The organism is Enterobacter sp. 03-F-07-AD-ECC (assembly GCF_047530935.1).
Taxonomy (GTDB): Bacteria; Pseudomonadota; Gammaproteobacteria; order Enterobacterales; family Enterobacteriaceae; genus Enterobacter; species Enterobacter cloacae.
Genome location: NZ_JBLKBZ010000005.1, coordinates 333,240 through 356,989, shown reverse-complemented (window position 1 = coordinate 356,989; position 23,750 = coordinate 333,240). Strand labels below are relative to the sequence as shown.

Below are 23,750 nucleotides of genomic sequence, written 5' to 3'. Positions count from 1 at the left end.
CGGGAATAAAATCCCATTCAGACGCCGGATAGATTCAAGCAAGCCAACTTGTCGTCAAAATCGGTGTTGCAAAAACGGGAGTGACCATAGATTCCGTTTTCGGTAACACTTTTCCCGATTTCGGGAAGACTTTTCCCGTTTTCGGTTTGTCTAAAATCCAGGCTGAAAGGTCAGTATTTATACCGACCATTTTCATCACACCCTGCTTCTGACTGAAGATAATTTTGCGTTCAGCTAGCGATTTGAGCGCATCAGAGACATGCGAATCACTCAGCCCTGTAAGCTCGGCAATCACCGTGTTAGTAACGCGGTCCTGTTTCTTGTTCCAGCCGTAGGTAAGCCAGATCACCGCCTCAAAACACTGCCACTCCCGGCCTGACATTCTCAGACGAGGCTTGAGCTGTTGAATCTCGTTAGCGACCTTGGTATACCCGTTCGACAGGTCGGCCATACGACCTCCCGGTTGTTCGGTTCTGTGGGGGAAATTGATAATTTCAGCTGTGTTTGACATACTTAGCTCCGCAATTACACTCCGTTTTTGCACCTGAAAGCCGTTGGTGTTCGAGCACCGCGGCTTTCGCCTTTTCTGAAGTCTTCACATTGCCCCCAGCATGGTTGTCACCATCGCCAGCAGCGGCGCAGTAAGGTCCGGATCGACACGGAACATCTCAAAAATCCCCTCGCCTAACTCCTTCAGCTTTTCCTTCTTCGGTGCATCGAGCATCAGAGCTTGCTTCGCCTCACTCACTTCCTTTTCCAACCTGGCCATGCGATAAGCGAACGAGTCGTTCTTTACTACACGGTCGCGATATCGAATCGGTAATACAGACATGATCGCGGGCACCAGCTGTTCGACGTTCTTTCGGTACGATGCTGAGTCTTCTTTGTTGTCCAGCCATCGGAACAGCTTCACGTTCCAGACATCTGCCTGGCCTGACAAATCCACGCCATCAAGTTGAAGTTCTTCCGCCGCCTCTTGGATTTGAAGCGCAACTGCTACGCGCCCTTCTACTGCAGCCCAAGCACGGACCGCTGAGCATATATCGCGATGCTCGATCTCCCGATATACCGGCTCGCTTTCATGACACGGGAATATCAGTGGATTAGAGGAAGCTCTGTTATTCTGTTGGAATGAAACAGTCTGCATTTTAAGGCTCCTGTTTAGGTAAACCGTCTGTTGGGTTTGGGTATAGATCAGGTCGTAGTTCGTGCGGAGTTACGCCTGTAGCCGTGAAAATGGGCAAAACGCGATCTGCGGGAACAACTCCTTCGTAGCGATTTCTCCAATGACTGACTGTCATAGGGCTTACGGTTAGCAATTCAGCTAAGCGAGAGGCAGTTCCTGCTTTGTTAATTGCCTTATCAATTGCTTTCATATTCATCTCCAGTTTTAACACTTACATTAAACATTTAGTTTAATTATGTGTCAACATTTTGAAAATTGAGCTAATAAACTTTTGGTTTAGAATCAAGTCATGAAAGAAAAAACTCATCAGATTAACCACCCACAAGTTCAGCGGCTTAACGAGGTTCTTGAGCTTAAGAAGTTGACCAAATCAGACATGGCCCGTATTTGTGGCGTCAGTGCTCAGTCGGTCAATAACTGGTTCGTTCGTGGGACAATCGGTAAAAGCTCAGCGATTAAGCTGGCGGATGCGCTTGGGGTGAGCCTTGAGTGGCTGCTTGGCCAAGATGTTGGCGAAAAAGATGGACTGAAGCCGGACGAACAACGCCTGTTGGAACTTTACCGTCAGCTTCCCGAAGAAGAGCAACAGAACATGCTTCGCATCTTTGCACTTCGCCTGAAAGAGCTGGACCAACTATATGATAAATATATCAAAGGCCGGATTCGTTCGCAGGATGACTGAGTACTCCTTTCAGCAATGATTCGTAAAGATCTACTATAAGAAATGGCCCTAAAGTGGCCTTTTTTTATGCCCCTCGAATAAATAGCACATCTTTTGTACTAAGCGCCCATTTCCCGGACTGCCAGCCCGTACCATTTCGTCGAATTTTTTTGCCTCCAAAGAACAAAATTTCACTCTCCATAAGCACCATTTAAACATTTTGTTTATTTAAAGTTACTCATTATGTTGACTAAGACTTAAACTTTGTGTTTAATCTAACTCACCAAGACGCATCACGTTCCACCAAGGCAGGATGCCCACGAAGTAGCCGCCGACGGCGTACGAACAGTCGGATGAGGTGGAGAGATTAACGCGCATCAGGTGTAAACGTTCCGCTGGCCGGCGATAAGGCAAACGAGGGTGAGAATGATTGATTTCGCACGCAAACCAGGACGGCAACAGGCCGTGAAACTGAACCTCTTCGAGGTGATTCTTCGCCGCCTGTGCTACCTGTTGGCGCAAAAGGGGAATCCAGATGTGTAGCTCAACGAAATGCGGGTACTGCGGCAAGCCGGTTGAACCGGCGAAAGTAGTCAAAAGTACCCTTCTCTATTGCAACGGCGCACAGCTGGCGCGCAAAGAAAAAGAATACTGCTCTGAACGTTGTGCTTCGTACGACCAGATGGCCCACGAGGCATAACGTAAAAGCCGCGCAAGGCGGCCCGTACGTCCGGTGCTCCCGACCAAAGTTACACCGGAAAACTACTTAAAAAACCAAAGTTCACCCAATGGGCGCTTTCTCTGGCCCGGGGATCTTACATCCAAAAAAGAGGATCTCACATGGAATTTTTCTATGTAGTTAAGGCTACGCAGAAATCCGGCAAAGAAGACGCAGTGATTTGGTTCACTGCGAAATCAGAAGCCCGTGCCAACCTGCAGCTCGATGTTGAGCTCGAAGATGCCGGTATTGAAACCGGACGCGGTAAGGATTACGCCAAACCGGTTCGCACCGATTTCCCGGTGTATAACGACCTCCCGAAAGAAAGCACCGTGGATTACACCTGGTGCAAACGTTACAAACTGCAGGACGATGGACGCACCTGGCTGCCAAAGGCTGGTGCTGAGTCTACTGGAGCCATGGACAACACCGCGGCATCGGAAACGTCCGTTAATGTCGAAAATTCCGTCGAGAGTGTCCCGCTTGAAAACCGCACTCCAGCGGTCCGTTTTGCCGTCCACCTGACCAACGACAAATACCAGTCATACATCAGTAAAGAGCAGCAGCTGGCTGCCAGCGAAATGTCACTGGATGAAGGCAACACCTATCTCCAGAACCTGCTGCTGGCGAAAAACGACATCCCTGAAGTTGCCGAACTCAGCCTGAACGCTGAGTGGAAACTGGTTCAGGCGATTAAGCAGGTATTCGCGCCAGATGAAGCGCACGAAACTGAAATTATCGCTGCATTCATGGCTGACTGGGCGAGAGCAGATGCCAGCGATCGCAATCAGTTAATTGAAGAGTGGAGGAGCGGAAAGCTTAATCTTCTCAAATCAGAAAGCGCCAGCGAGACCGGTGTTACAACCGATCAGGTTCTGGAACCTGATAACGGTATCCAGATTGACGAGAATGATGACGAAACCACACGTTATCCAGTCGTTCGTATGCCGTTCCGCAAACAGCTACTCGCCCAGTTCTCCGCCGACATACTGCGCCACCACTTAACCCGCGAAGAATACGAAGGTATCAGCGCACTGGAGATGGACACTGACAACAGCTATGTCCAGAACCTTCTGCTGGCGGCAGAAAACTGCGAAGAGGTTAAGGGTTACGACACCAAAGACCTTTGGCGGTATACCGACGCCATTCGCAAAGTGTTCAGCCAGGAAAAGCGTCACGAACTCGCTTTAGTTCTCCGTTTCACCAGGATCTGGGCGGCGACTGATTATATTGACCGCGGCATTCTCGTTCGCGAATGGGCAGCCGGAAACCTCATCAGCAGCGTGCAACGTACTGATTCAGGCACTAACGCTGATGGCGGCTATGTTACTGACCGCGGCGAAGGTGCGCATCACACATTGGACACTCTCGATCTTGAGATTGCCTGTGCCCTACTGCCTATGGACTTCCATCACTTCGAAATTCCTTCGAGCGTGTTACGACGCGCCAAAGAAATCGTGGCCAAGAAAGAAGAGCCATGGAAGTCATGGAGCGCAATCTTACGCAATCAACCAGGCATACTGGCGGTGAACCGTGCGGCAATCTTCAATCTGATCCGCATCGCACCAGAAAACATTCATCACACGCCAGCGGCTCATCTTGAGTTTGTGAATAAAACCATAACGGCTGAGTTTAACTCTGCTGTGGAGTTGCTGCCGCTGTCTACTCCGGCTGTTGAGACCGAAGCACCTGTTGAACAACCGCAGGTTGAAAATCTCGGCAGCGGCATGTTCTCCATCGATGGACTGATGGGAGGAAATACCGCCCCGGTCATCGATATCCCCTCAAATGAAGTCGAAAAAACGGAAAACACAGCGGAGACCACCAGCGATGTGCAGATGGAAACGGCTAAGCCAAAGAAAGTCGAAAATACTGATCCGGTACAACCAGGCGAAGGCGCCGATGCAGCTAATACGCAAGCAGTTACCGTAGCGCCGGAAGAGCAGCAGTCAGAGCCAGTAATCGAATACCCGGCTTACTTCGAGCCTGGCCGCTACGAAGGTCTGCCGAATGAGGTTTATCACGCAGCAAACGGTATTAGCTCAACCCAAGTAAAAGATGCCCGCGTCAGCCTGATGTACTTCAACGCGCGCCATGTGGCTAAAACTATCCCGCGCGCAGCATCCAAAGTTCTGGACATGGGGAACCTGGTGCACGCCCTTGCACTGCAGCCGGAAACCCTCGATGCAGAGTTCAGCGTGGAGCCTGAGATCCCAGAGGGTGCTTTCACTACCACCGCAACCCTGCGCGAGTTCATTGACGCGTACAACGCCAGCCTGCCGACGCTGCTGAGCTCAGACGAGATTAAAGCGTTGCTTGAAGAACATAACGCGTCCCTTCCCGCTCCGGTGCCGCTTGGCGCCAGCCTGGAAGAAACGGCTCAAAGCTATATGGATCTCCCTGCTCAGTACCAGCGTATTGAAGAAGGCCAGAAGCAGACAGCAACGGCAATGAAGGCATGCATTAAAGAGTACAACGCCACCCTGCCCGTGTCGGTTAAAACCAGCGGCAGCCGTGATGCGCTACTCGAGCAATTAGCGATTATCAATCCTGATTTGGTCGCACAGGAAGCGCAGAAACCGACGCCGCTGAAAGTGTCCGGCACCAAAGCAGACATGATCCAGGCAGTTAAGTCGGTTAAGCCCGATGCCATATTCGCCGACGAACTGCTGGATGCCTGGCGCGACAACCCTGGCGAAAAAATTCTGGTTACCCGCCAGCAGCTGGCCACGGCACGGGCAATTCAGTCTGCGCTCCTGGCGCACCCGACCGCTGGCATGCTGCTGACACATCCAAGCCGCGCTGTTGAAGTGAGTTACTTCGGCTTTGACGAGGAAACGGGCCTAGAAGTGCGTGTACGCCCTGACCTCGAGATTGAACTGGACGGCGTGCGCATCGGTGCTGACCTGAAAACCATCAGCATGTGGAATGTGAAGCAGGAAAGCCTGCGCGCCAGGCTGCATCGGGAAATCATTGATCGGGACTACCACCTCAGTGCGGCTATGTATTGCGAGACCGCGGCGCTGGACCAGTTCTTCTGGATTTTCGTCAACAAAGACGAGAACTACCACTGGATCGCCATCATCGAGGCGTCCACTGAACTGCTGGAACTGGGCATGCTCGAGTACCGCAAAATGATGCGCGCCATCGCAACCGGCTTCGATACGGGCGAATGGCCAGCGCCGATCACTACCGATTACACCGATGAACTGAACGACTTTGACATGCGCCGCCTTGAAGCGCTGCGCACTCAGGCTTAAGGGAGATTTATGAATAACACTAACGTTACCGTTGCTGACCAGAACACCGTTATTAACTCCAACGTGGCTCTGTTCGATTCCCAGTATCTGAACGCCATCAGCACGTTCGCGCAAATTATGGCGCAGGGCACCGCCACCGTTCCTAAACACCTGCAGGGCAATCAGGCCGACTGCATGGCTGTAGCGATGCAAGCGGCGCAGTGGCAAATGAATCCCTTTGCCGTGGCGCAGAAGACGCACCTGATTAACGGTGTGCTCGGGTATGAAGCGCAGCTCGTTAATGCCGTCATTTCACGCAGCGGCGTGCTGGCCAGCCGGTTTGAATATGAATGGTATGGGCCATGGGAAAAGGTCGTTGGAAAATTCCATATCCGCAAAGGCGACAAAGGCGAGTACCGCGTCCCGGGCTGGACCCTGGCTGACGAAGCCGGAATCGGCATCATCATCCGCGCAACGCTTAAAGGTGAAGATCAGCCGAGAGAACTCGATTTGCTGCTGGCTCAGGCCCGTACCCGAAATTCTACTCTCTGGGCTGACGACCCACGCCAGCAGTTGGCGTACCTGGCCGTCAAACGCTGGGCGAGACTGTTCTGCCCGGATGTGATTCTGGGTGTCTACACCCCGGATGAACTCGATGATCGCCGTGAAGAACGAGAGGTAAATCCGGCACCGGTGCAGCACGTAAGCCTTGCAGATATTTCAGGTGAGAACGTCACCCCGACTCAAACGGCTCAGGAATCAGCTCAAAACATCGATGCACTTGCTGATGATTTTCGTGACCGCATCGAGGCGGCTCAGGATGTGGATAGCGCTAAAGCTCTGCGCGCAGATATTGAAACCGTGAAAGCAACGCTGGGTTCTGCCCTGTTTACCGAGCTTAAGAACAAAGCAGTGAAGCGCTACTACCTGGTTGATGCTCGCAATAAGGTGGAAGCGGCGATCAACTCCCTGCCATCTCCGGATGAACCCGACGCGGCAGAACGCTTTGGCGAAGCTGAACGCGTGCTGGCATCTTCAAAGCGTCACCTGGGCGATGAACTGCATGAGCAGTTCAGCATCACCCTGGCGGATATGAAACCGGAATACGTGAACTAACGAGATTGGGAGGGGAAACCCTCCCTCAAGGAGAAGAAATGCGACTGATTAATCGCAGTAAGCAATCCCCTTTGGCTCGCCAGGCATGTGATGCCGCTCTCGCGAAGCACGTCGAAACTTACGGTGAATTCGCCAGACAGAAAACCAAGACCACATACACCGTAGTGGTTGATGGAATAAAGGTAACAGTGGAAGTCGTTAACCGCCGGGCCAGCTACGTTGCGACAGCCATGAATGGTGCCCGCAGGCTGCGCAATCTGCCGGGACAATGCAACTGAGAGGTGCAATATGAATGAAACAACTTATACGAATGTTGATATCTTGATCACCAGTGAAGTTTTATCAAGATACAAAATTTCGCGGAGCACGCTGTACTTTTGGAGCACCCCTTCCAGAATGCCGGCATATTTTTCACAACCATTTCCGAAGCCGAAGATAAATGGAAGCCCGAAGCGCTGGAGACTTTCAGACCTCCTGGAGTGGGAAGAAAAAGTGGGCATCAAACCAGAGGATGACCAACCAGTTTCTCCAAATGGTTCTGCCATACCGCAAGCCAATGGCGCTGATCATCAATGTAGTCATGCAGGTTATACCTCGCCATGACACCTGCCATATGATGGCCAAGCAGTTTCTCAACAACATGTGGCGGCGCACCTAATTCAGAAAGTCGCGTCGCCACGGTTCGTCGAAGGTCATGGAGGGACCACGGCTTCATTCCTGTCTTGGAAATTATTTGGGCAGAAAATAACGCAACGTTAGGCTGAAGAGGCGGCCTGTCATCCTCTGGCCCCTTATAGCGTGACAACGTAACAACATGCTTTGACATTGATGTTTCTTTATGAGATTTCATCAGCTTTACAACAGCATCCGGTAACGCTCTCCTGACGGATATACCTGTTTTATAATCACTTGCTGGAATGGTCCATGTTTGGTCCATAAGATCGAACCATTCCCACTTTGCCGTTCTTATTTCCGTACTTCTACAACCGGTCAGAATGAGAAACTTCATGATCAGCTGTTGTCGTTCCCTCATTTCAGGCAAAGCATTCCAGACAGTTTTGATCTCCTCGTCGCTCAATCTTCGGTCTTTAACTGCCGCGGTGAGCCCCACATCAGATCGCCTGAGACTCTCAATTGGGTTAAGGTTGATTATTCCTCTGTTAGAGCAGAAACGAAAAACACGCTGCATCAACCCTAACATTTGCCCTGTAACCACCCTTCTTCCCATACCGTCGAACAGGCTAAGCCAATGTGCCTTTGTGGTCTGATCTACGATCATATTCCCCAGCACAGGATTGATATGGTTGTTGAAGTCCCGGCGGTTCACGTGGATTTTTACCAGGCCTTCAGGAATGCAGTAATGCTTTTCCCAGTAATCAAAGGCTTCTTTTACGGTAATCGCATCAGTTTTTTTCTGTTTCTCCAGTACGGTCTGTCGTCTCGGATCGAACCCTTCTTTAAGCCAGACTCTGAACTGCTGTCTACGCTCTCGCGCCTGAGCTAATGATATGGTCGGATAATCGCCGATCGTCAATTGAGCCGCTTTTCCGTTCCATCTGTAGCGGTAAAAGAATGTTATACTGCCGGATGTAGACAATCTGACATTCAAGCCGTGAGCGTCTGAAATGACCTCGATTTTGTCTCTCTTTTTGCCAAGAGCTTTTCTCAGTTTTGTATCGGTTAGCAATGTGTACACTCCGGGAAAAGATATACACAATAGTGTACACATTTTGCGTAAATTGATAACCTTCAAATTAATGCGCGATATACAAAATTAAAGCACTTAGAGCAGGCAATGTGTTGATAATGGCGGAATTTTTCAAAAGACATAAAGCATGAAAAACAAACTTAAAACGGATTCATATGCCCTACGATAGCGTATACAGTGAAAAGCGCACGCCCGGTGCGCTACGTACCGTGTGGCGTAAATTCTATGGTGACACCACGGCAATGATCGGCCTGTACGGCTGTGCCGGTCTGGTCTTGCTGTGCGTATTTGGATCGTGGTTTGCGCCGTACGGTATCGACCAGCAGTTCCTCGGCTATCAACTGTTGCCCCCGTCGTGGTCGCGCTATGGGGAAGTTTCCTTCTTCCTGGGCACCGACGATCTGGGCCGTGATGTGCTGAGCCGCCTGCTGAGCGGTGCCGCCCCAACGGTGGGTGGCGCGTTTGTGGTGACGCTCGCCGCCACAGTTTGCGGTCTGGCGCTGGGCATTTTTGCTGGCTCCACCCACGGTCTGCGCTCGGCGGTGCTGAATCACATTCTGGACACCCTGCTCTCTATCCCATCGCTGCTGCTGGCGATCATTGTGGTGGCCTTTGCCGGGCCGCACCTGACGCATGCCATGTTTGCCGTGTGGCTGGCAATCCTGCCCCGTATCGTTCGCTCTGTGTACAGCATGGTGCATGACGAACTGGAGAAAGAGTATGTTGTTGCTGCCCGTCTGGACGGTGCCACCACGCTGAATATTCTTTGGTTTGCCGTCCTGCCGAATATCGCAGCCGGGCTGGTCACCGAGATCACCCGCGCCCTGTCGATGGCGATACTGGATATCGCTGCGCTGGGTTTCCTCGATTTGGGTGCCCAACTGCCGTCACCGGAATGGGGTGCGATGCTGGGCGATGCGCTGGAGCTTATCTACGTCGCCCCGTGGACAGTTATGTTACCGGGTGCGGCCATTATGGTCAGCGTGTTGCTGATTAACCTGCTGGGCGACGGTATTCGCCGCGCAATTAATGCGGGGGTGCAATAATGCCGCTTCTTGATATCCGCAACCTCACCATCGAGTTTAAAACCGGTGAGGGCTGGGTTAAGGCTGTCGATCGAATCAGCATTACGCTTGCTGAAGGTGAAATTCGCGGGCTGGTGGGCGAATCCGGCTCCGGGAAAAGCCTCATCGCCAAAGCCATTTGTGGTGTAGCGAAGGACAACTGGCGCGTCACCGCCGACCGCATGCGTTTTGATGATATCGACCTGCTGCGCCTTTCTCCGCGCGAGCGTCGCAAGCTGGTCGGCCATAACGTCTCGATGATTTTCCAGGAGCCACAATCCTGCCTTGACCCGTCCGAGCGCGTAGGTAAGCAGCTGATGCAAAATATCCCCGGCTGGACCTATAAAGGCCGCTGGTGGCAGCGTTTCGGCTGGCGCAAACGCCGCGCCATTGAGCTGCTGCACCGCGTCGGGATCAAAGATCATAAAGACGCAATGCGCAGTTTCCCCTACGAACTCACCGACGGTGAATGCCAGAAAGTGATGATCGCCATCGCGCTGGCCAATCAGCCGCGCCTGTTGATTGCGGATGAACCAACAAACGCGATGGAGCCGACCACGCAGGCGCAGATATTCCGTCTGCTGACGCGGCTGAATCAGAATAACAACACCACCATTTTGCTAATCAGTCACGACCTGCAAATGCTCAGCAAATGGGCGGATAAAATTGATGTGATGTACTGTGGGCAAACGGTGGAAACCGCCCCCAGTGAAGATCTAATCACCACGCCGCATCACCCCTACACCCAGGCGCTGATTCGTGCGATCCCGGATTTTGGCAGCGCCATGCCGCACAAGAGCCGTCTGAACACGCTGCCGGGTGCGATCCCGCTTCTGGAATCATTGCCGATAGGCTGTCGTCTTGGGCCACGTTGCCCGTATGCTCAGCGTAAGTGTATTGAAACGCCGCGTCTGACGGGGGCGAAAAACCATCTTTACGCCTGTCATTTCCCGCTGAACATGGAGAGAGAGTGAAATGGTCGAAACCTTACTGGAAGTACGCAACCTGAGTAAGACCTTTCGCTACCGCACCGGGCTGTTCCATCGCCAGACCGTGGAAGCGGTGAAACCGCTGAGCTTTACGCTGCGTGAAAAGCAGACGCTGGCGATTATTGGCGAGAATGGTTCCGGCAAATCCACGCTGGCTAAAATGCTGGCGGGCATGGTTGAGCCAAGCGGCGGTGAAGTGCTGATTGACGATCATCCGCTGGCATTCGGCGATTACTCCTTCCGCAGCCAGCGCATCCGCATGATCTTCCAGGATCCCTCCACCTCGCTCAATCCGCGCCAGCGTATTTCGCAGATCCTGGATTTCCCGCTGCGGCTGAATACCGATCTGGAGCCTGACGCTCGTCGTAAACGTATCTTTGAAACCCTGCGTATGGTCGGACTGCTGCCCGATCATGAGAGTTACTACCCGCATATGCTGGCTCCGGGACAGAAGCAGCGTCTGGGGCTGGCGCGTGCCCTGATTTTGCGCCCGAAGGTAATTATTGCTGACGAAGCCCTCGCCTCACTGGATATGTCGATGCGTTCCCAGTTAATTAACCTGATGCTGGAACTGCAGGAAAAACAGGGGATCTCTTATATCTATGTGACCCAACATCTTGGCATGATGAAACACATCAGCGACCAGGTGATGGTCATGCATCAGGGTGAAGTTGTCGAGCGCGGCAGCACGGCGGATGTGCTGGCTTCCCCACTCCACGATTTAACAAAACGCCTGATTGCCGGACATTTTGGTGAAGCGCTAACTGCTGATGCATGGAGAAAGGATCGGTAACCGCCCGTCAGGCGTCCCCCGCGACAGCGAATATTTCGACTCAGGACTTCAAAGGATTAAACAGGTCGTTTAATCCTTTTATTTTGCGTTGCACATCGCCATCCGCTTTATAAGCGGCTCTCCATTTTTCCTCCATACTCCAGGCAATAAGAATCAATCCTTCTCCTTCAGAATATGCAGATATTTCGGAGGAGAAAATGAACAAAACCACATATTATTTAAAACACCTTGAGTATCTGCTCAGGAAGTGTCGGTCTTATTTAATATCAGACATTAACTTTCATCTGTCCCGTCTCAAAGCAACCCACGGTGACACATTTGATATAAAATCACCTGCTACCCTGAACGAAAAAATTTGTCATCGTCTGGTCTATGACCATAATGCGCATTATACGATGCTGGCGGATAAACTGGCTGTACGGGAATATGTCCTGTCGAGAACGCAACGTCTAAAAATCGTTCCATTGATTGGCGTATACCGTCGCGTTGAGCACATCGACATGACGAAACTGCCGCATAAATTTGTGTTAAAGTGCAACCATGACAGTGGAAGCGCGATCATATGCACAAACAAAGCTGAATTTGACCTTAAAAAATCGCAAAACAAACTCCGGCTGGCATTAAAGAGAAATTTATATTACACCACACGGGAATGGCAATATAAAAACATCCCTCCAGTTATTCTGTGCGAGAAGTATATCGATCTCTTTAATGACGCGGACAAAAACACAACACCCGAAATGTTGAGGATTCATTGTTTCCACGGTGTCGCGCAGTTTGTGGAAGCTGATTTCACCGATGAAAGCGGCAATGGTTTTATCAACGTTTACGATCGCCACTGGCAGTTGCAGCCTTTCCAGATGGAATATCCCAACACTCCGCAGGACATACCCAAGCCTGCCTCTTATCAGGAAGCGCTGCTGGCGGCACAAGCACTGGCCCTGGGGATTGACTATTGCCGTGTCGATCTCATGCTCACCCGGGACGAGATCTACTTCAGTGAGATAACGTTAAGCCCGAAACGGGGCAAACTGACTATCACGCCGCCGGAATGGGATGCCAGGTTAGGTGAAATGTGGCAAATGACGCCCGTCGCAAACAGGCTCATTTGAGCCTGTACGCAGTTACGACGCGTTCGGCCAGGTTAATTTGAAGAGGGAGTGGTTTTGCTTCGTCAACACATAGGTGACATCGCCACCGTGCGCAGACATAATGGCTTTGACCACCGACAGCCCTAAACCACACCCTTCAGGATTCAATTGTCTGGCCCCTTTATCCCGCTGAAAGGGCTGGAAGAGAAAATCATGAAATTCGCGGGGAATGCCCGGCCCTTCGTCCTGAATCAGAATGTAATTTTCTCTGCCAAACACGCCATTTTTTACGATGAGTTTACGTGATGTCGAATAATGCAGCGCATTGTCGAACAGCACGGTTAAGCACTGATTAATACGTAGCGGATCGCAGAGACACCGCTGGGCTTTAAGTTCGGTACGAAGAGTAAATTGCTTACGCTCAAACTCGGGTCTGAAGGTTTCCAGCGCCGTTTCGAGGGTTTCCTTCAGATCGATTTCACTCTTGTATAACGTATAACCGGCACCGCCGTCTGAGCTGACAACCCGGAGATCTTCTATCAGCCGCGCCAACCCTTCGGTTTGTTTAAGCAGGTTATTAAACAGAACGGGTTCCGGCGTAAAAACACCGTCGACGAGCCCCTGAAGCCGCCCGCGTAAAATCGTGACGGGCGTTCTCAACTCATGCGCAATCGCCGCATTCCAGGATTTACGTTGACTGTCCAGCGTCTGTAATTTTTCAGCCATTTCGTTGAAGTCGTTGACGAGATGATTTATCTCGCCAAGCCGGGAACTGGCGCACCAGGCCCTGGCATCCAGCTCGCCCTGCGAGATGCGTTTCAGGCTTGTGGCTACCGCGTTTAATGGCGTGAGGATACGCGATGACAGCTTTACGGTTAAAAAGAGGGAAATCATCACACTGATTGCAGAGACCGTCACGATCCACACCCAGTCCCACATCGTCATATTTTCATCGTTACCGGCCGCTACGCCGCCCGGAAGGTAATCGAGTACGAAGCTGTAAAACAGCCAGGACCCCAGAATAGCGATGGCGATAATCATCAATGCCAGCGTTAACATGTAGGTCAGAATCTGGCGGCTCAGAACAGACTCTCTGCTCATTTCTTTTCTCCCAGCCGGTAGCCCATTCCTCTAATGCTTTCTGGCACGCCATGAAGACCTGCAAGCTCCAGTTTTTTACGCAGCTTGCTCATGTGGCTGTCGACCGTTCTGTCTAAGGTATCGCCTTCCGGCAGGCAGGCATTGAGTAATTCCTCACGAGAGCAGACCTTTCTTGGGTTCCTGACCAGGTAAGTCAGCAGTTTAAATTCTGTGGTGGTCAATACCGGGCAAACCACCTCTTCCCCCACCGTAACTTCTATATAGAAATCATCCGGGTAGACCGTGATGAAGGGCGTCCTGAGCGGCATTGCAGCCACCTGTTGAACGTGAGCCTTCGTCCTGCGCAGTACAGCTTCGACTCGCGCGACAACTTCAGAGGGATTGAAAGGCTTGATCACGTAGTCATCAGCGCCCAGACGCAATCCCATCAGCTTATCAACATCCTGATCGAGGGCGGTGACCATAATAACAGGCACCGTACTCTCCCGGCGCAGCGTGGTAAGAACGCTCCAGCCATCAAATACCGGCAACTGGATATCCAGCAAAATGAGATCCGGTTTATGCAGACGCGTCAGGTTTATCGCCTGCTCACCGTCAGTTGCCCTTAACGTTTTCATCCCAGCCCGCTGCAGGTAGCTCATCAGTATATCGGCGATTTCATCTTCATCTTCGGCGACAAGGATTAAATTATTTTTGTACATTTTATCTCCACAGGAACTGAAAGCGTCTCTATTATGTTGAGAAAATACGCTATACGTCATTTTATAAAAGTCTAAGACCCACGCACGACAAAAAAGTGCCGTTGGGCGACGACTTTTTATAAACATTTCTGCCACAACCGAACCCCCTTAGGTTATTGTCTCCACACTTCCTCCACATTTCGGAAATAAATACTCCATATACAGACGTAATTTTTTTATTCAGAAAAAAAAGCGACCAAAGAGAATAAACCGTTGAACTTCTCGCACGCACCCCGGTCTATCAATTGCTTTCATTAATACCCGAAGACACTCACCATGAATATTAATAGATATGTCTCACCTGCTAACATTGGCACGTCATGTTTGTTTCTTATTGTATCGTGGGGATTATTGCATCTTTGGATGATCCTGATACATGAAGTCGATGAAAAAGTGGCGGCAACCATTATCTCCTCACCTGTTATTTATGGTTGTATCGCAGCGACATCGTTTTTTCTTGCGATTCAACATAAAGGAGGCGGATTGACGGAACTCCTTGTCATGGCCCTGTGCCTGGCATTGATTTTTATCTACCTGATCATCATTTTCAGTATTTTGTTAAACATCGCACCTGATATTGCCGATCTGGTGTTTTACTGCGAATGTTTTCTCATTATATTTTTTGTTGGCTCACCCATTTATCTCATGTTAAGGATGATTTAAGTTTACTGTCTCCATATAACCTCCACAAATCGCACATCAGTACTAAACATGCGCTGTATAAAGTAACGGTTAATGGATAAATTCCTGATGGAATTCCCCTGCTCTCTGGCATTAATAACTCGAAAAATATGATCCTTAAAAATACTCATCGTCCTCCGGTCGTTTCCGGGGTTGTTGGCTCGCTCAAGGCACTTGCCGTGCGGCACCGCAAGAAGCTATTTATTACCTTCTTTCTGGTTATTGCCGAAAATGTGACCTTTTTACTCTATCCCGTACTTGCGGGGATCGCGATAAATGCCATTCTCGCCGGGGATACCGTGAGCGCTGCACTGTATGGGCTAATGGTTCTGTTTATCTGGTGCATTGGTGCCGCCAGGCGCAGCGTGGACACGCGCACCTTCGCACGGATTTACGCCGGGCTTGCGGTCTCTGTGGTGCTGGCTCAGCGAAAATATCAGCTTAATCATTCGACAATCGCGGCGAGAGTTACCTTATCGCGTGAGTTCGTGGATTTCTTTGAAATGCATCTGCCCATGCTCATTACCTCAATGAGTTCGCTTTTTGGTGCAGCCATTATGCTGCTGATCATTGAATTCTGGGCTGGCATCGTCTGCGCCATCATCGTCTTAATCCTGATGGGATTTGTTTCCGGTTTCACCCATAAGAATGAATTGCTGTTCAGACGCCTCAATAACCGCCTCGAGAAAGAGGTGGATTATGTACATAAAGCGGGCTCTGCGACCCTCAAACGTCATTATTCTACGCTTGCACACTTGCGTATTGCGCTCTCTGACCGCGAAGCGTGGGGATATTTACTGATTGGTTCGCTGATCGCCCTGCTTTTTACGCTGACCATTATCCTGATGACCCACTCGACGGGTATTACGGCGGGTCATATCTACTCCGTGATGACCTATATGTGGATGTTTGCGACAAGCCTGGATGACGCCCCGCAACTCCTTGAGAAATTTTCACAGCTCAGAGACATCGGTAAACGAGTATCGACCGATGACGAGGCACTGCACCCGTAATGCGTTTCACTGTTAGTTGACTGGAAGTAACCCTCATGCCGCAATTTTTTATTGATCGTCCTGTTTTCGCCTGGGTCGTCGCGCTTTTTATTGTTTTGACGGGCGTGTTGTCCATTCCCCGGCTGCCGGTTGCGCAATATCCGTCCGTTGCACCGCCGGGTATTATCATTACTGTCTCGTATCCCGGTGCCAGCCCTGATGTAATGAATACATCGGTCGTCTCTCTTATCGAACGTGAAATATCCGGCGTGGATAATTTGCTCTATTTTGAATCCTCGAGTGACACCACGGGTTCAGCCTCAATTACGGTGACGTTTAAGCCAGGCACAGATATTAAACTGGCGCAGATGGATCTTCAGAATCAGATAAAAATTGTCGAGCCGCGTCTGCCTCAGTCGGTCCGGCAAAACGGCATTAACGTCGAGGCGGCGAACGCCGGTTTTCTGATGATGGTGGGGTTAAAATCCACCTCCGGGAAATTTCAGGAAGCGGATTTGAGCGATTATTTTGCCAGAAATATTAGCGATGAGCTTCGCCGCGTGCCGGGGGTTGGCAAAGTCCAGCTTTTTGGTGGTGAGAAAGCGCTACGTATCTGGCTCGATCCGATGAAGCTTCACAGCTATGGGCTGTCGGTGAGCGATGTGCTTACGGCAGTCAGCCAGCAGAATACCATTGTTTCCCCCGGCAGAACGGGCGATGAACCGGCAACAGAAGGCCAGGGAGTGACTTATCCGATTACGGTTAAAGGACAACTTTCTTCGGTCGAGGCATTTCGCCATATTACCCTTAAATCCGATACCACAGGGGCCCGCCTGCAGCTGTCGGACGTTGCCCGCATTGAGTCCGGCCTGCAAAGCTATGCGTACGGTATTCGCGAAAACGGCGTCCCGGCGACGGCAGCCGCAATCCAGCTGTCGCCGGGAGCGAATGCCATCAGTACCGCCTCAGGCGTGCGGGCGCGCATTGATGAGCTCTCTCACGTGCTTCCGGAGGGAATGACCTTCACCGTCCCTTTTGATACGGCACCCTTCGTAAAGCTTTCAATTATGAAGGTGGTACAGACGTTTGTTGAAGCGATGGTGCTGGTGTTTCTGGTCATGCTGCTTTTTCTGCACAAGATACGCTGCACGCTTATTCCGGCGATTGTCGCCCCGGTGGCGCTCCTGGGCACCTTTACGATCATGCTGCTCAGCGGTTATTCCATCAACATCCTGACCATGTTCGGCATGGTGCTGGCAATCGGTATTATCGTTGATGATGCCATCGTCGTGGTTGAAAACGTCGAAAGACTGATGGAAGAAAAAGCGCTTTCACCGCGCGAAGCCACGCGGCAGGCCATGCAGGAAATCACCCCTGCCATCGCGGGTATCACGCTTGTGCTCACAGCGGTGTTTATCCCGATGGGCTTTGCTGAGGGATCGGTGGGGATCATCTATCGACAATTCTGTATTTCAATGGCCATTTCCATTTTGTTATCGGCCTTTCTGGCGCTGACGCTGACACCCGCGCTTTGTGCCACGTTACTCAAGCCCCATGAGGCGAACAAGAGAGGGGCCGGGAAATTTGCGACCTGGTTTAACGCGCATTTTCACGCCCTCACGGCGGTATATGCCTCCAGCCTGGGCGCCGTATTAAAACGAACGGGCCGCATGCTGCTGCTGTATGTTGCCCTTTGCGCTGCCCTGTTTGCTGGCCTGTCGTCTTTGCCCTCCTCGTTTCTGCCGGATGAAGATCAGGGCTACTTTATGTCATCCCTGCAACTGCCGTCTGATGCGACCATGCAGCGTACCCTTAAAGTGGTTGAAAAATTTGAAGAGGAAATTGCATCGCGACCGGCGATTGAGAGCAACATTATGATCCTGGGCTTTGGCTTTTCAGGTTCTGGCCCCAACTCGGCCATGGCCTTTACCACGCTTAAGGACTGGAAAAACCGACAAGGGATCACCGCCCAGGATGAAGCAAACGCTATCCAGTCGCGCATGGAGAGCGTTTCTGATGCCGTGACGATGAGCCTGCTCCCTCCGGCGATTTCGGATATGGGGACCTCATCCGGATTTACTTACTATCTGCAGGACCGGGCAGGACTGGGATATCAGGCTCTAAAAAAGGCTGCGGATGACCTTGTTCAGCAGGCAAATCAACGGCCTGAACTGAATGATGTCTACATAGATGGCCTGCCGGATGGCACCAGCCTGGCGATTCAGATCGACCGGGAAAAAGCCGAGTCCATGGGCGTCTCGTTTGACGAAATTAATCAAACCTTGTCTGTGACCACGGGCTCCAGTTACGTTAATGACTATACCAATAACGGCCGCGTTCAACAGGTGATTGTTCAGGCCGATGCGCCCTACCGCATGCAGCCCGAACAATTGTTAGCCTTATCGGTAAAAAATCGGACGGGACAGATGGTGCCGGTCTCTACGTTTGCCACCCTTTCATGGAACGTTGCGCCCCAGCAGTTGAACCGCTATCAGGGTTATCCTGCGATACGCATTACAGGAAGTGCCGCCTCGGGTGAATCCAGCGGTACGGCAATGAAAGCCATGGAAGCGCTGGCAAGAGAGATGCCTGCGGGTATCGCAGGGGAATGGGCCGGGAGTTCATTGCAGGAGAAAGCGTCTGAGTCACAGCTTCCCGGCCTTATTGTGCTGTCGATCCTCGTTGTGTTTATGGTTCTTGCCGCGCTCTATGAGAGCTGGTCTATACCCTTCGCGGTTATGCTGGTCGTGCCATTGGGTCTTATTGGCGCGGTAGCGGCCGTACACATTGCCGGCATGACAAATGATGTTTTCTTCAAGGTGGGGATGATCACCCTGATCGGGCTGTCTGCAAAAAACGCCATTCTGATTGTCGAGTTTGCCAGGCAGCTGCAGCGGGAGGGGGAAACAATCGTGGCAGCAACGCTACAGGCTGCCCGGCAACGCTTGCGCCCCATTCTGATGACCTCACTGGCCTTTACGCTAGGGGTTGTCCCGTTAATGCTGGCCCGTGGCGCAAGTGACAGCACGCAGCATGCCATTGGCACCGGGGTTTTCGGCGGTATGATTAGCGGTACATTTCTCGCCATTTTCTTCGTCCCGGTTTTCTTTATTGTCGTCGCGCGTTTCATCGAGCACGCCAGAAAAAGGTGAAACGCTTTACGGGATCACGCTTCGATGCTGGTTGGATGAGGTGAACCTGACGCCGGGTGATATACTGGACGAATGCCGAAATTTTCACAGCCGCGTTTCCCATATCAGCCCCTTACGCGCGTTCATTCCCGGGAGATTCGCGAGAAATAGCGTGACACAAGGGGCAGTGAGTGGGCTATAATTTCGAGCTGATTTCGAATAATTTTGAAATACTGCCTGTAACGCTATGAATTACAAGGCAAAATAAGCAATGAATATAAGGATTAAAGCTATGGGTTTTCTTTCCGGTAAGCGCATTCTGGTAACCGGCGTTGCCAGCAAACTGTCCATCGCATACGGCATCGCACAGGCAATGCATCGCGAAGGCGCTGAGCTGGCGTTCACCTACCAGAACGACAAGCTGAAAGGCCGTGTTGAAGAATTTGCCGCGCAGCTGGGTTCCAGCATTGTTCTGGAATGTGACGTTGCACAAGATGAAAGCATCGATGGCATGTTTGCTGAACTGGCAAAATCGTGGGATAAATTTGACGGTTTCGTTCACTCCATCGGCTTCGCACCTGGCGACCAGCTGGACGGTGACTACGTGAACGCGGTAACCCGCGATGGCTTTAAAATCGCTCACGACATTAGCTCTTACAGCTTTGTTGCGATGGCGAAATCTTGTCGTGCCATGCTGAACCCGGGCTCCGCCCTGCTGACCCTGTCCTACCTGGGCGCAGAGCGCGCAATCCCTAACTACAACGTGATGGGTCTGGCTAAAGCGTCTCTGGAAGCAAACGTCCGCTACATGGCGAACGCAATGGGCCCTGAAGGCGTGCGCGTTAACGCCATCTCTGCAGGTCCAATCCGTACCCTGGCGGCTTCCGGTATCAAAGATTTCCGTAAAATGCTGGCACACTGCGAAGCGGTTACCCCGATTCGTCGTACCGTTACCATTGAAGATGTGGGTAACTCTGCAGCATTCCTGTGCTCTGACCTTTCCGCGGGTATCTCCGGCGAAGTGGTTCACGTTGACGGCGGCTTCAACATCGCTGCAATGAACGAGCTGGAAATTAAATAAGTTTGTGACTCTCTTCCCGCCCGGGAAGAGAGTTTTTCCCGCCCCGCCCTCTCTCGTTATTCCGTTCTGCTATTTGTTATCACCTAACAATATTTTTCCCCTCATCCGCCTTACGCCAGGATATTGATCGCCATTTTGAGATCAAGGAACGCCCATGGAACAACGCCGTTTTTCCGGCAAAGGCCACTGGTACCACGAAACCCAGTCAAACCACGCGCAGACGGATGTCCTGCCTCTGGTGCCCGAAGCCGCTAACGTCGACGATCGTTTTTTGCTCGATTTAGCCTTACCGGATGAGATTGTTACTGCCTGTGCTGGCTGGCTTACTCCTGCCCGGGCGTTATGTCACCGGCTGTTTCCACTCGATATCGCCGTCAACCGTCTGTATACGCTGAGTGCCTACGACAGGCTGAGTACCGCGCTGACGGTGGCGCAGGCCTGCGGCGTTCAAAGGCTCTGTAACCACTACGCCGCCCTTCTCGCCCCCCTTCCCGGCCCGGACTCCTCTCGCGAAAGTAACCGCCGTCTGGCCCAGATCACGCAGTATGCCCGCCAGCTTGCCAGCTCACCGGATGTCATTGATGATAAAGCGCAGAACCAGCTTGATGAGGTGGGTCTGACAACGTATGACATCGTGCTCATCAGCCAGATTATTGGCTTCATCGGTTTTCAGGCCCGCGTGGTAGCGGTATTTCAGGCGCTGCTGGGCCACCCCGTACGCTGGCTGCCGGGACACCATATTCAACCGCACACGCTGCCCGCCAGGCCCGGCGCCTGGATCGCTCTACTGCCTGTCGTGGAACTGCGCTATGCCAGTGCGCATCAACTTGAGTCGCTTTCACGCTGGCAAGCCGAGCCCGCCCTTCAGGCGCTGACGCCTGTGCTCTGCCACGAACCCACGTTGCTCGATCTGACGGGAGAAATCCTGAACCATTGCCGCGTAGAAGACCGGGCCGCGTCGCCGGCGCTCTTAGCGGCCGTGGAGTTGTTGACACGTTCACCGGACCGTTTCAGTGCAGCACAGTTTAACCCGCTCACGGAAGAAGGACTTCCCGCTGGCCGGGCGATTGCACTGCTTACGCGAAGCGCGTTAGACGGCTGGCTGGAGCGCCTGAAAGTGGCGCTTGGCAAAGCGGAATAACCATACTATTTACCCAAAGAGCGCTTGCTGTGGCAGTGAGAATCGCGTAAAACTGTCAGCCGCTCAATGGCTACGAAAATAGAACATTATGTTTCAGGACAACCCGCTGCTAGCGCAGCTTAAACAGCAACTGCATTCCCAGACGCCGCGTGCAGAAGGGGTCGTAAAAGCCACGGAAAAAGGCTTTGGTTTCCTTGAAGTCGACGCGCAGAAAAGCTACTTCATTCCGCCACCGCAGATGAAGAAAGTGATGCACGGCGACCGCGTCATGGCGGTTATTCATACCGAAAAAGAGCGTGAATCTGCCGAGCCGGAAGAACTGATCGAGCCGTTCCTGACCCGTTTTGTGGGCAAGGTACAGAGAAAAGACGATCGTCTCTCCATCGTGCCGGATCATCCTCTGCTGAAAGACGCCATCCCCTGCCGTGCCGCTCGCGGCGTTGAGCATGATTTTAAAGAAGGTGACTGGGCCGTTGCGGAAATGCGCCGTCATCCACTGAAAGGCGAACGCGGTTTCTATGCGGAACTGACCCAGTTCATCACGTTCGGTGATGACCATTTTGTACCGTGGTGGGTTACGCTTGCGCGCCATAACCTTGAGAAAGAAGCCCCGAACGGCGTCGCCACCGAGATGCAGGACGAAGGTCTTGAGCGTCGCGATCTGACTGCCCTGGAGTTTGTTACTATCGACAGCGCCAGTACGCAAGATATGGATGATGCGCTGTACGCTGAAGAACATGCCGACGGCAAACTGCTGTTAACCGTGGCCATTGCCGATCCTACCGCCTGGATTGCCGAAGGCAGCAAGCTGGACGATATCGCGAAAATCCGTGCGTTCACCAACTATCTGCCGGGCTTTAACATCCCGATGTTGCCTCGTGAACTCTCCGACGATCTCTGTTCGCTGCGGCCGAACGAAGTGCGTCCGGTGCTCGCCTGCCGCATGACCATTGCTGCGGACGGCACAATTGAAGATGATATCGAATTCTTCGCCGCCACCATTGAATCTAAAGCCAAGCTGGCTTACGACGACGTCTCTGACTGGCTGGAGAACACGGGCAGCTGGGAACCGGCCTCTGAGGCCGTTGCCGCACAGATTCGTCTGCTGCACCGCATCTGTCTGAGCCGCAGCGAGTGGCGTCAAACCCATGCGCTGGTGTTTAAGGATCGTCCGGACTATCGCTTCGTTCTGGGCGAAAAAGGCGAAGTGCTGGATATCGTGGCCGAACCACGACGCATTGCGAACCGCATCGTCGAAGAAGCGATGATTTCCGCCAATATTTGTGCCGCACGTGTGCTGCGCGACAAGCTCGGCTTCGGCATTTATAACGTTCATACCGGGTTTGATCCGGCGAACACCGAAGCGCTGGCCGCCTTACTGAAGAACCATGATGTGCATGTTGACCCGGAAGAAGTGCTGACCTTGCAGGGCTTCTGCAAGCTGCGCCGCGAGCTGGACGCACAGCCTTCTGGTTTCCTCGACAGCCGTATTCGTCGCTTCCAGTCCTTTGCCGAGATCAGCACTGAGCCTGGCCCACACTTCGGCCTCGGTCTTGAAGCCTACGCCACCTGGACATCTCCAATTCGTAAGTATGGCGATATGGTTAACCATCGCCTGCTGAAAGCGATCATTAAGGGCGAATCAATTGCGCGTCCTCAGGATGACACTACCCTGCAGATGGCAGATCGTCGGCGCCTGAACCGCATGGCGGAACGTGACGTAGGTGACTGGCTGTACGCCCGCTTCCTGCAGGACAAAGCCGGCACAGACACTCGCTTCGCTGCAGAAATCATTGATATCAGCCGTGGGGGGATGCGCGTACGTCTGGTGGATAACGGGGCGGTGGCCTTTATCCCTGCGCCGTTCCTGCATGCCGTTCGCGATGAACTGGTCTGTAGCCAGGAAAACGGGACTGTGCAAATCAAAGGTGAAACGGTTTACAAGGTCACCGACGTGATTGACGTAACTATCGCCGAAGTCCGCATGGAAACCCGCAGCATCATCGCGCGCCCTGCCGCCTGATAAGCTGTTCAATTGTCGGCCCTTTCCTTGCCGGACGGGCCGACAATTTTTTCTTTTACGCCACGCTGCAAATTCTTCATTTTTTCTTACTATTTTCAGACTTCCCCCGCCCAAATTCGCCAGAATTATCTACAGTAAAAGAGTGCCGTTATATTCGGTTACGTGAATTTTTATTTGCTAAGTATCCTTTTTTACCTGACTCGTTTTATTATAAGAAACCCGGGAAAAAACAATAAGTTCACATCGGTCTGGCCGTGGTCTTACCTCGAAAAAGCCGATTACAACTGAATAAATT

The 23,750-nt window shown here is 52.1% G+C and carries 20 protein-coding genes and 2 pseudogenes; 16 read left to right on the top strand and 6 right to left on the bottom strand.

The window, feature by feature from the left end:
• Positions 1 to 94 precede the first annotated feature (94 nt).
• From ACMWKA_RS11085 to ACMWKA_RS11075, 3 genes and pseudogenes are all read right to left on the bottom strand, one after another.
• Positions 95 to 511: pseudogene (locus tag ACMWKA_RS11085) on the bottom strand (replication protein); the annotation flags it as partial.
• An 84-nt stretch (positions 512 to 595) separates the two neighbouring features.
• On the bottom strand, positions 596 to 1,147 hold the full coding sequence (locus ACMWKA_RS11080) for a toxin YdaT family protein (RefSeq protein WP_414760207.1): 552 nt from the start codon (positions 1,145 to 1,147) through the stop codon (positions 596 to 598).
• A 1-nt stretch (position 1,148) separates the two neighbouring features.
• The gene (locus tag ACMWKA_RS11075) at positions 1,149 to 1,376 is read right to left on the bottom strand and encodes a transcriptional regulator (RefSeq protein WP_045337420.1); all 228 of its coding nucleotides are present in this window, start codon (positions 1,374 to 1,376) and stop codon (positions 1,149 to 1,151) included.
• A 99-nt stretch (positions 1,377 to 1,475) separates the two neighbouring features.
• Here ACMWKA_RS11075 and ACMWKA_RS11070 point away from each other — a divergent pair, with 99 nt between their 5' ends.
• The 6 genes and pseudogenes from ACMWKA_RS11070 (at position 1,476) to ACMWKA_RS11045 (ending at position 7,198) form a co-directional block, all read left to right on the top strand.
• On the top strand, positions 1,476 to 1,868 hold the full coding sequence (locus tag ACMWKA_RS11070; RefSeq protein WP_414760206.1) for a helix-turn-helix domain-containing protein: 393 nt from the start codon (positions 1,476 to 1,478) through the stop codon (positions 1,866 to 1,868).
• Positions 1,869 to 2,234: 366 nt separating this feature from the next.
• A pseudogene (locus ACMWKA_RS11065) lies at positions 2,235 to 2,390 on the top strand (hypothetical protein); the annotation flags it as partial.
• Positions 2,383 to 2,547 (top strand): YdaE family protein, encoded by a 165-nt coding sequence (locus tag ACMWKA_RS11060; protein WP_414760205.1) that lies wholly within the window; start codon positions 2,383 to 2,385, stop codon positions 2,545 to 2,547. The pseudogene ACMWKA_RS11065 and the gene ACMWKA_RS11060, both read left to right, overlap by 8 nt.
• A gap of 140 nt (positions 2,548 to 2,687) precedes the next feature.
• Positions 2,688 to 5,825, top strand: coding sequence for a RecE family exodeoxyribonuclease (locus tag ACMWKA_RS11055; RefSeq protein WP_414760204.1), 3,138 nt, complete (start codon positions 2,688 to 2,690; stop codon positions 5,823 to 5,825).
• Positions 5,826 to 5,834: 9 nt separating this feature from the next.
• A complete protein-coding gene (locus ACMWKA_RS11050; protein WP_094084384.1) occupies positions 5,835 to 6,920 on the top strand; it encodes a RecT family recombinase in 1,086 nt (361 codons plus the stop codon).
• A 38-nt stretch (positions 6,921 to 6,958) separates the two neighbouring features.
• The gene (locus tag ACMWKA_RS11045) at positions 6,959 to 7,198 is read left to right on the top strand and encodes a DUF4060 family protein (protein ID WP_014832196.1); all 240 of its coding nucleotides are present in this window, start codon (positions 6,959 to 6,961) and stop codon (positions 7,196 to 7,198) included.
• Between the two features lie 221 nt (positions 7,199 to 7,419).
• Here ACMWKA_RS11045 and ACMWKA_RS11040 read toward each other — a convergent pair whose 3' ends face one another.
• On the bottom strand, positions 7,420 to 8,649 hold the full coding sequence (locus ACMWKA_RS11040) for a tyrosine-type recombinase/integrase (RefSeq protein ID WP_414760211.1): 1,230 nt from the start codon (positions 8,647 to 8,649) through the stop codon (positions 7,420 to 7,422).
• A 134-nt stretch (positions 8,650 to 8,783) separates the two neighbouring features.
• Between ACMWKA_RS11040 and sapC the strand changes: the two genes are divergently transcribed.
• The 4 genes from sapC (at position 8,784) to ACMWKA_RS11020 (ending at position 12,586) form a co-directional block, all read left to right on the top strand.
• Positions 8,784 to 9,674, top strand: a complete 891-nt coding sequence (sapC, locus tag ACMWKA_RS11035; protein WP_020690956.1) for a putrescine export ABC transporter permease SapC — start codon at positions 8,784 to 8,786, stop codon at positions 9,672 to 9,674.
• Positions 9,674 to 10,666: a peptide ABC transporter ATP-binding protein SapD gene (gene sapD, locus ACMWKA_RS11030; protein WP_013096394.1), complete on the top strand. Its 993-nt coding sequence runs from the start codon at positions 9,674 to 9,676 to the stop codon at positions 10,664 to 10,666. The genes sapC and sapD overlap by 1 nt, the downstream gene beginning before the upstream one ends.
• A 1-nt stretch (position 10,667) precedes the next feature.
• Positions 10,668 to 11,474: a putrescine export ABC transporter ATP-binding protein SapF gene (sapF, locus tag ACMWKA_RS11025; protein ID WP_013096393.1), complete on the top strand. Its 807-nt coding sequence runs from the start codon at positions 10,668 to 10,670 to the stop codon at positions 11,472 to 11,474.
• Between the two features lie 197 nt (positions 11,475 to 11,671).
• Positions 11,672 to 12,586, top strand: coding sequence for an ATP-grasp fold amidoligase family protein (locus tag ACMWKA_RS11020; RefSeq protein ID WP_414760203.1), 915 nt, complete (start codon positions 11,672 to 11,674; stop codon positions 12,584 to 12,586).
• 12 nt (positions 12,587 to 12,598) lie between these two features.
• Here ACMWKA_RS11020 and ACMWKA_RS11015 read toward each other — a convergent pair whose 3' ends face one another.
• Both ACMWKA_RS11015 and ACMWKA_RS11010 read right to left on the bottom strand, forming a co-directional pair.
• A complete protein-coding gene (locus tag ACMWKA_RS11015; protein WP_029883563.1) occupies positions 12,599 to 13,666 on the bottom strand; it encodes an ATP-binding protein in 1,068 nt (355 codons plus the stop codon).
• Positions 13,663 to 14,367, bottom strand: a complete 705-nt coding sequence (locus tag ACMWKA_RS11010; RefSeq protein WP_020690953.1) for a response regulator — start codon at positions 14,365 to 14,367, stop codon at positions 13,663 to 13,665. Before ACMWKA_RS11010 ends, ACMWKA_RS11015 begins: the two co-directional genes overlap by 4 nt.
• 315 nt (positions 14,368 to 14,682) lie before the next feature.
• Here ACMWKA_RS11010 and ACMWKA_RS11005 point away from each other — a divergent pair, with 315 nt between their 5' ends.
• The 6 genes from ACMWKA_RS11005 (at position 14,683) to ACMWKA_RS10980 (ending at position 23,455) form a co-directional block, all read left to right on the top strand.
• Entirely contained in the window at positions 14,683 to 15,069 is a 387-nt protein-coding gene (locus ACMWKA_RS11005) for a hypothetical protein (RefSeq protein WP_044158342.1), read from the top strand.
• A 128-nt stretch (positions 15,070 to 15,197) separates the two neighbouring features.
• Positions 15,198 to 16,100 carry an ABC transporter six-transmembrane domain-containing protein gene (locus ACMWKA_RS11000; protein ID WP_040022219.1) on the top strand — a complete coding sequence of 301 codons (903 nt, stop codon included), beginning with the start codon at positions 15,198 to 15,200 and terminating at the stop codon, positions 16,098 to 16,100.
• Positions 16,101 to 16,135: 35 nt separating this feature from the next.
• A complete protein-coding gene (locus tag ACMWKA_RS10995; RefSeq protein WP_414760202.1) occupies positions 16,136 to 19,231 on the top strand; it encodes a multidrug efflux RND transporter permease subunit in 3,096 nt (1,031 codons plus the stop codon).
• A 271-nt stretch (positions 19,232 to 19,502) separates the two neighbouring features.
• On the top strand, positions 19,503 to 20,291 hold the full coding sequence (gene fabI, locus ACMWKA_RS10990; RefSeq protein WP_013096384.1) for an enoyl-ACP reductase FabI: 789 nt from the start codon (positions 19,503 to 19,505) through the stop codon (positions 20,289 to 20,291).
• Between the two features lie 154 nt (positions 20,292 to 20,445).
• Positions 20,446 to 21,432: a CMD domain-containing protein gene (locus tag ACMWKA_RS10985; RefSeq protein ID WP_038419675.1), complete on the top strand. Its 987-nt coding sequence runs from the start codon at positions 20,446 to 20,448 to the stop codon at positions 21,430 to 21,432.
• Between the two features lie 88 nt (positions 21,433 to 21,520).
• Positions 21,521 to 23,455: an exoribonuclease II gene (locus ACMWKA_RS10980; RefSeq protein WP_414760201.1), complete on the top strand. Its 1,935-nt coding sequence runs from the start codon at positions 21,521 to 21,523 to the stop codon at positions 23,453 to 23,455.
• Positions 23,456 to 23,750: the final 295 nt, after the last annotated feature.

What these genes read in the sequence shown, in the direction of transcription:
- ACMWKA_RS11080 (WP_414760207.1), bottom strand. Translation starts at nt 1,147, where the DNA reads ATGCAGACTGTTTCATTCCAACAGAATAACAGAGCTTCCTCTAATCCA.
- ACMWKA_RS11075 (WP_045337420.1), bottom strand. Translation starts at nt 1,376, where the DNA reads ATGAAAGCAATTGATAAGGCAATTAACAAAGCAGGAACTGCCTCTCGC.
- ACMWKA_RS11070 (WP_414760206.1), top strand. Translation starts at nt 1,476, where the DNA reads ATGAAAGAAAAAACTCATCAGATTAACCACCCACAAGTTCAGCGGCTT.
- ACMWKA_RS11060 (WP_414760205.1), top strand. Translation starts at nt 2,383, where the DNA reads ATGTGTAGCTCAACGAAATGCGGGTACTGCGGCAAGCCGGTTGAACCG.
- ACMWKA_RS11055 (WP_414760204.1), top strand. Translation starts at nt 2,688, where the DNA reads ATGGAATTTTTCTATGTAGTTAAGGCTACGCAGAAATCCGGCAAAGAA.
- ACMWKA_RS11050 (WP_094084384.1), top strand. Translation starts at nt 5,835, where the DNA reads ATGAATAACACTAACGTTACCGTTGCTGACCAGAACACCGTTATTAAC.
- ACMWKA_RS11045 (WP_014832196.1), top strand. Translation starts at nt 6,959, where the DNA reads ATGCGACTGATTAATCGCAGTAAGCAATCCCCTTTGGCTCGCCAGGCA.
- ACMWKA_RS11040 (WP_414760211.1), bottom strand. Translation starts at nt 8,649, where the DNA reads ATGTGTACACTATTGTGTATATCTTTTCCCGGAGTGTACACATTGCTA.
- sapC (WP_020690956.1), top strand. Translation starts at nt 8,784, where the DNA reads ATGCCCTACGATAGCGTATACAGTGAAAAGCGCACGCCCGGTGCGCTA.
- sapD (WP_013096394.1), top strand. Translation starts at nt 9,674, where the DNA reads ATGCCGCTTCTTGATATCCGCAACCTCACCATCGAGTTTAAAACCGGT.
- sapF (WP_013096393.1), top strand. Translation starts at nt 10,668, where the DNA reads ATGGTCGAAACCTTACTGGAAGTACGCAACCTGAGTAAGACCTTTCGC.
- ACMWKA_RS11020 (WP_414760203.1), top strand. Translation starts at nt 11,672, where the DNA reads ATGAACAAAACCACATATTATTTAAAACACCTTGAGTATCTGCTCAGG.
- ACMWKA_RS11015 (WP_029883563.1), bottom strand. Translation starts at nt 13,666, where the DNA reads ATGAGCAGAGAGTCTGTTCTGAGCCGCCAGATTCTGACCTACATGTTA.
- ACMWKA_RS11010 (WP_020690953.1), bottom strand. Translation starts at nt 14,367, where the DNA reads ATGTACAAAAATAATTTAATCCTTGTCGCCGAAGATGAAGATGAAATC.
- ACMWKA_RS11005 (WP_044158342.1), top strand. Translation starts at nt 14,683, where the DNA reads ATGAATATTAATAGATATGTCTCACCTGCTAACATTGGCACGTCATGT.
- ACMWKA_RS11000 (WP_040022219.1), top strand. Translation starts at nt 15,198, where the DNA reads ATGATCCTTAAAAATACTCATCGTCCTCCGGTCGTTTCCGGGGTTGTT.
- ACMWKA_RS10995 (WP_414760202.1), top strand. Translation starts at nt 16,136, where the DNA reads ATGCCGCAATTTTTTATTGATCGTCCTGTTTTCGCCTGGGTCGTCGCG.
- fabI (WP_013096384.1), top strand. Translation starts at nt 19,503, where the DNA reads ATGGGTTTTCTTTCCGGTAAGCGCATTCTGGTAACCGGCGTTGCCAGC.
- ACMWKA_RS10985 (WP_038419675.1), top strand. Translation starts at nt 20,446, where the DNA reads ATGGAACAACGCCGTTTTTCCGGCAAAGGCCACTGGTACCACGAAACC.
- ACMWKA_RS10980 (WP_414760201.1), top strand. Translation starts at nt 21,521, where the DNA reads ATGTTTCAGGACAACCCGCTGCTAGCGCAGCTTAAACAGCAACTGCAT.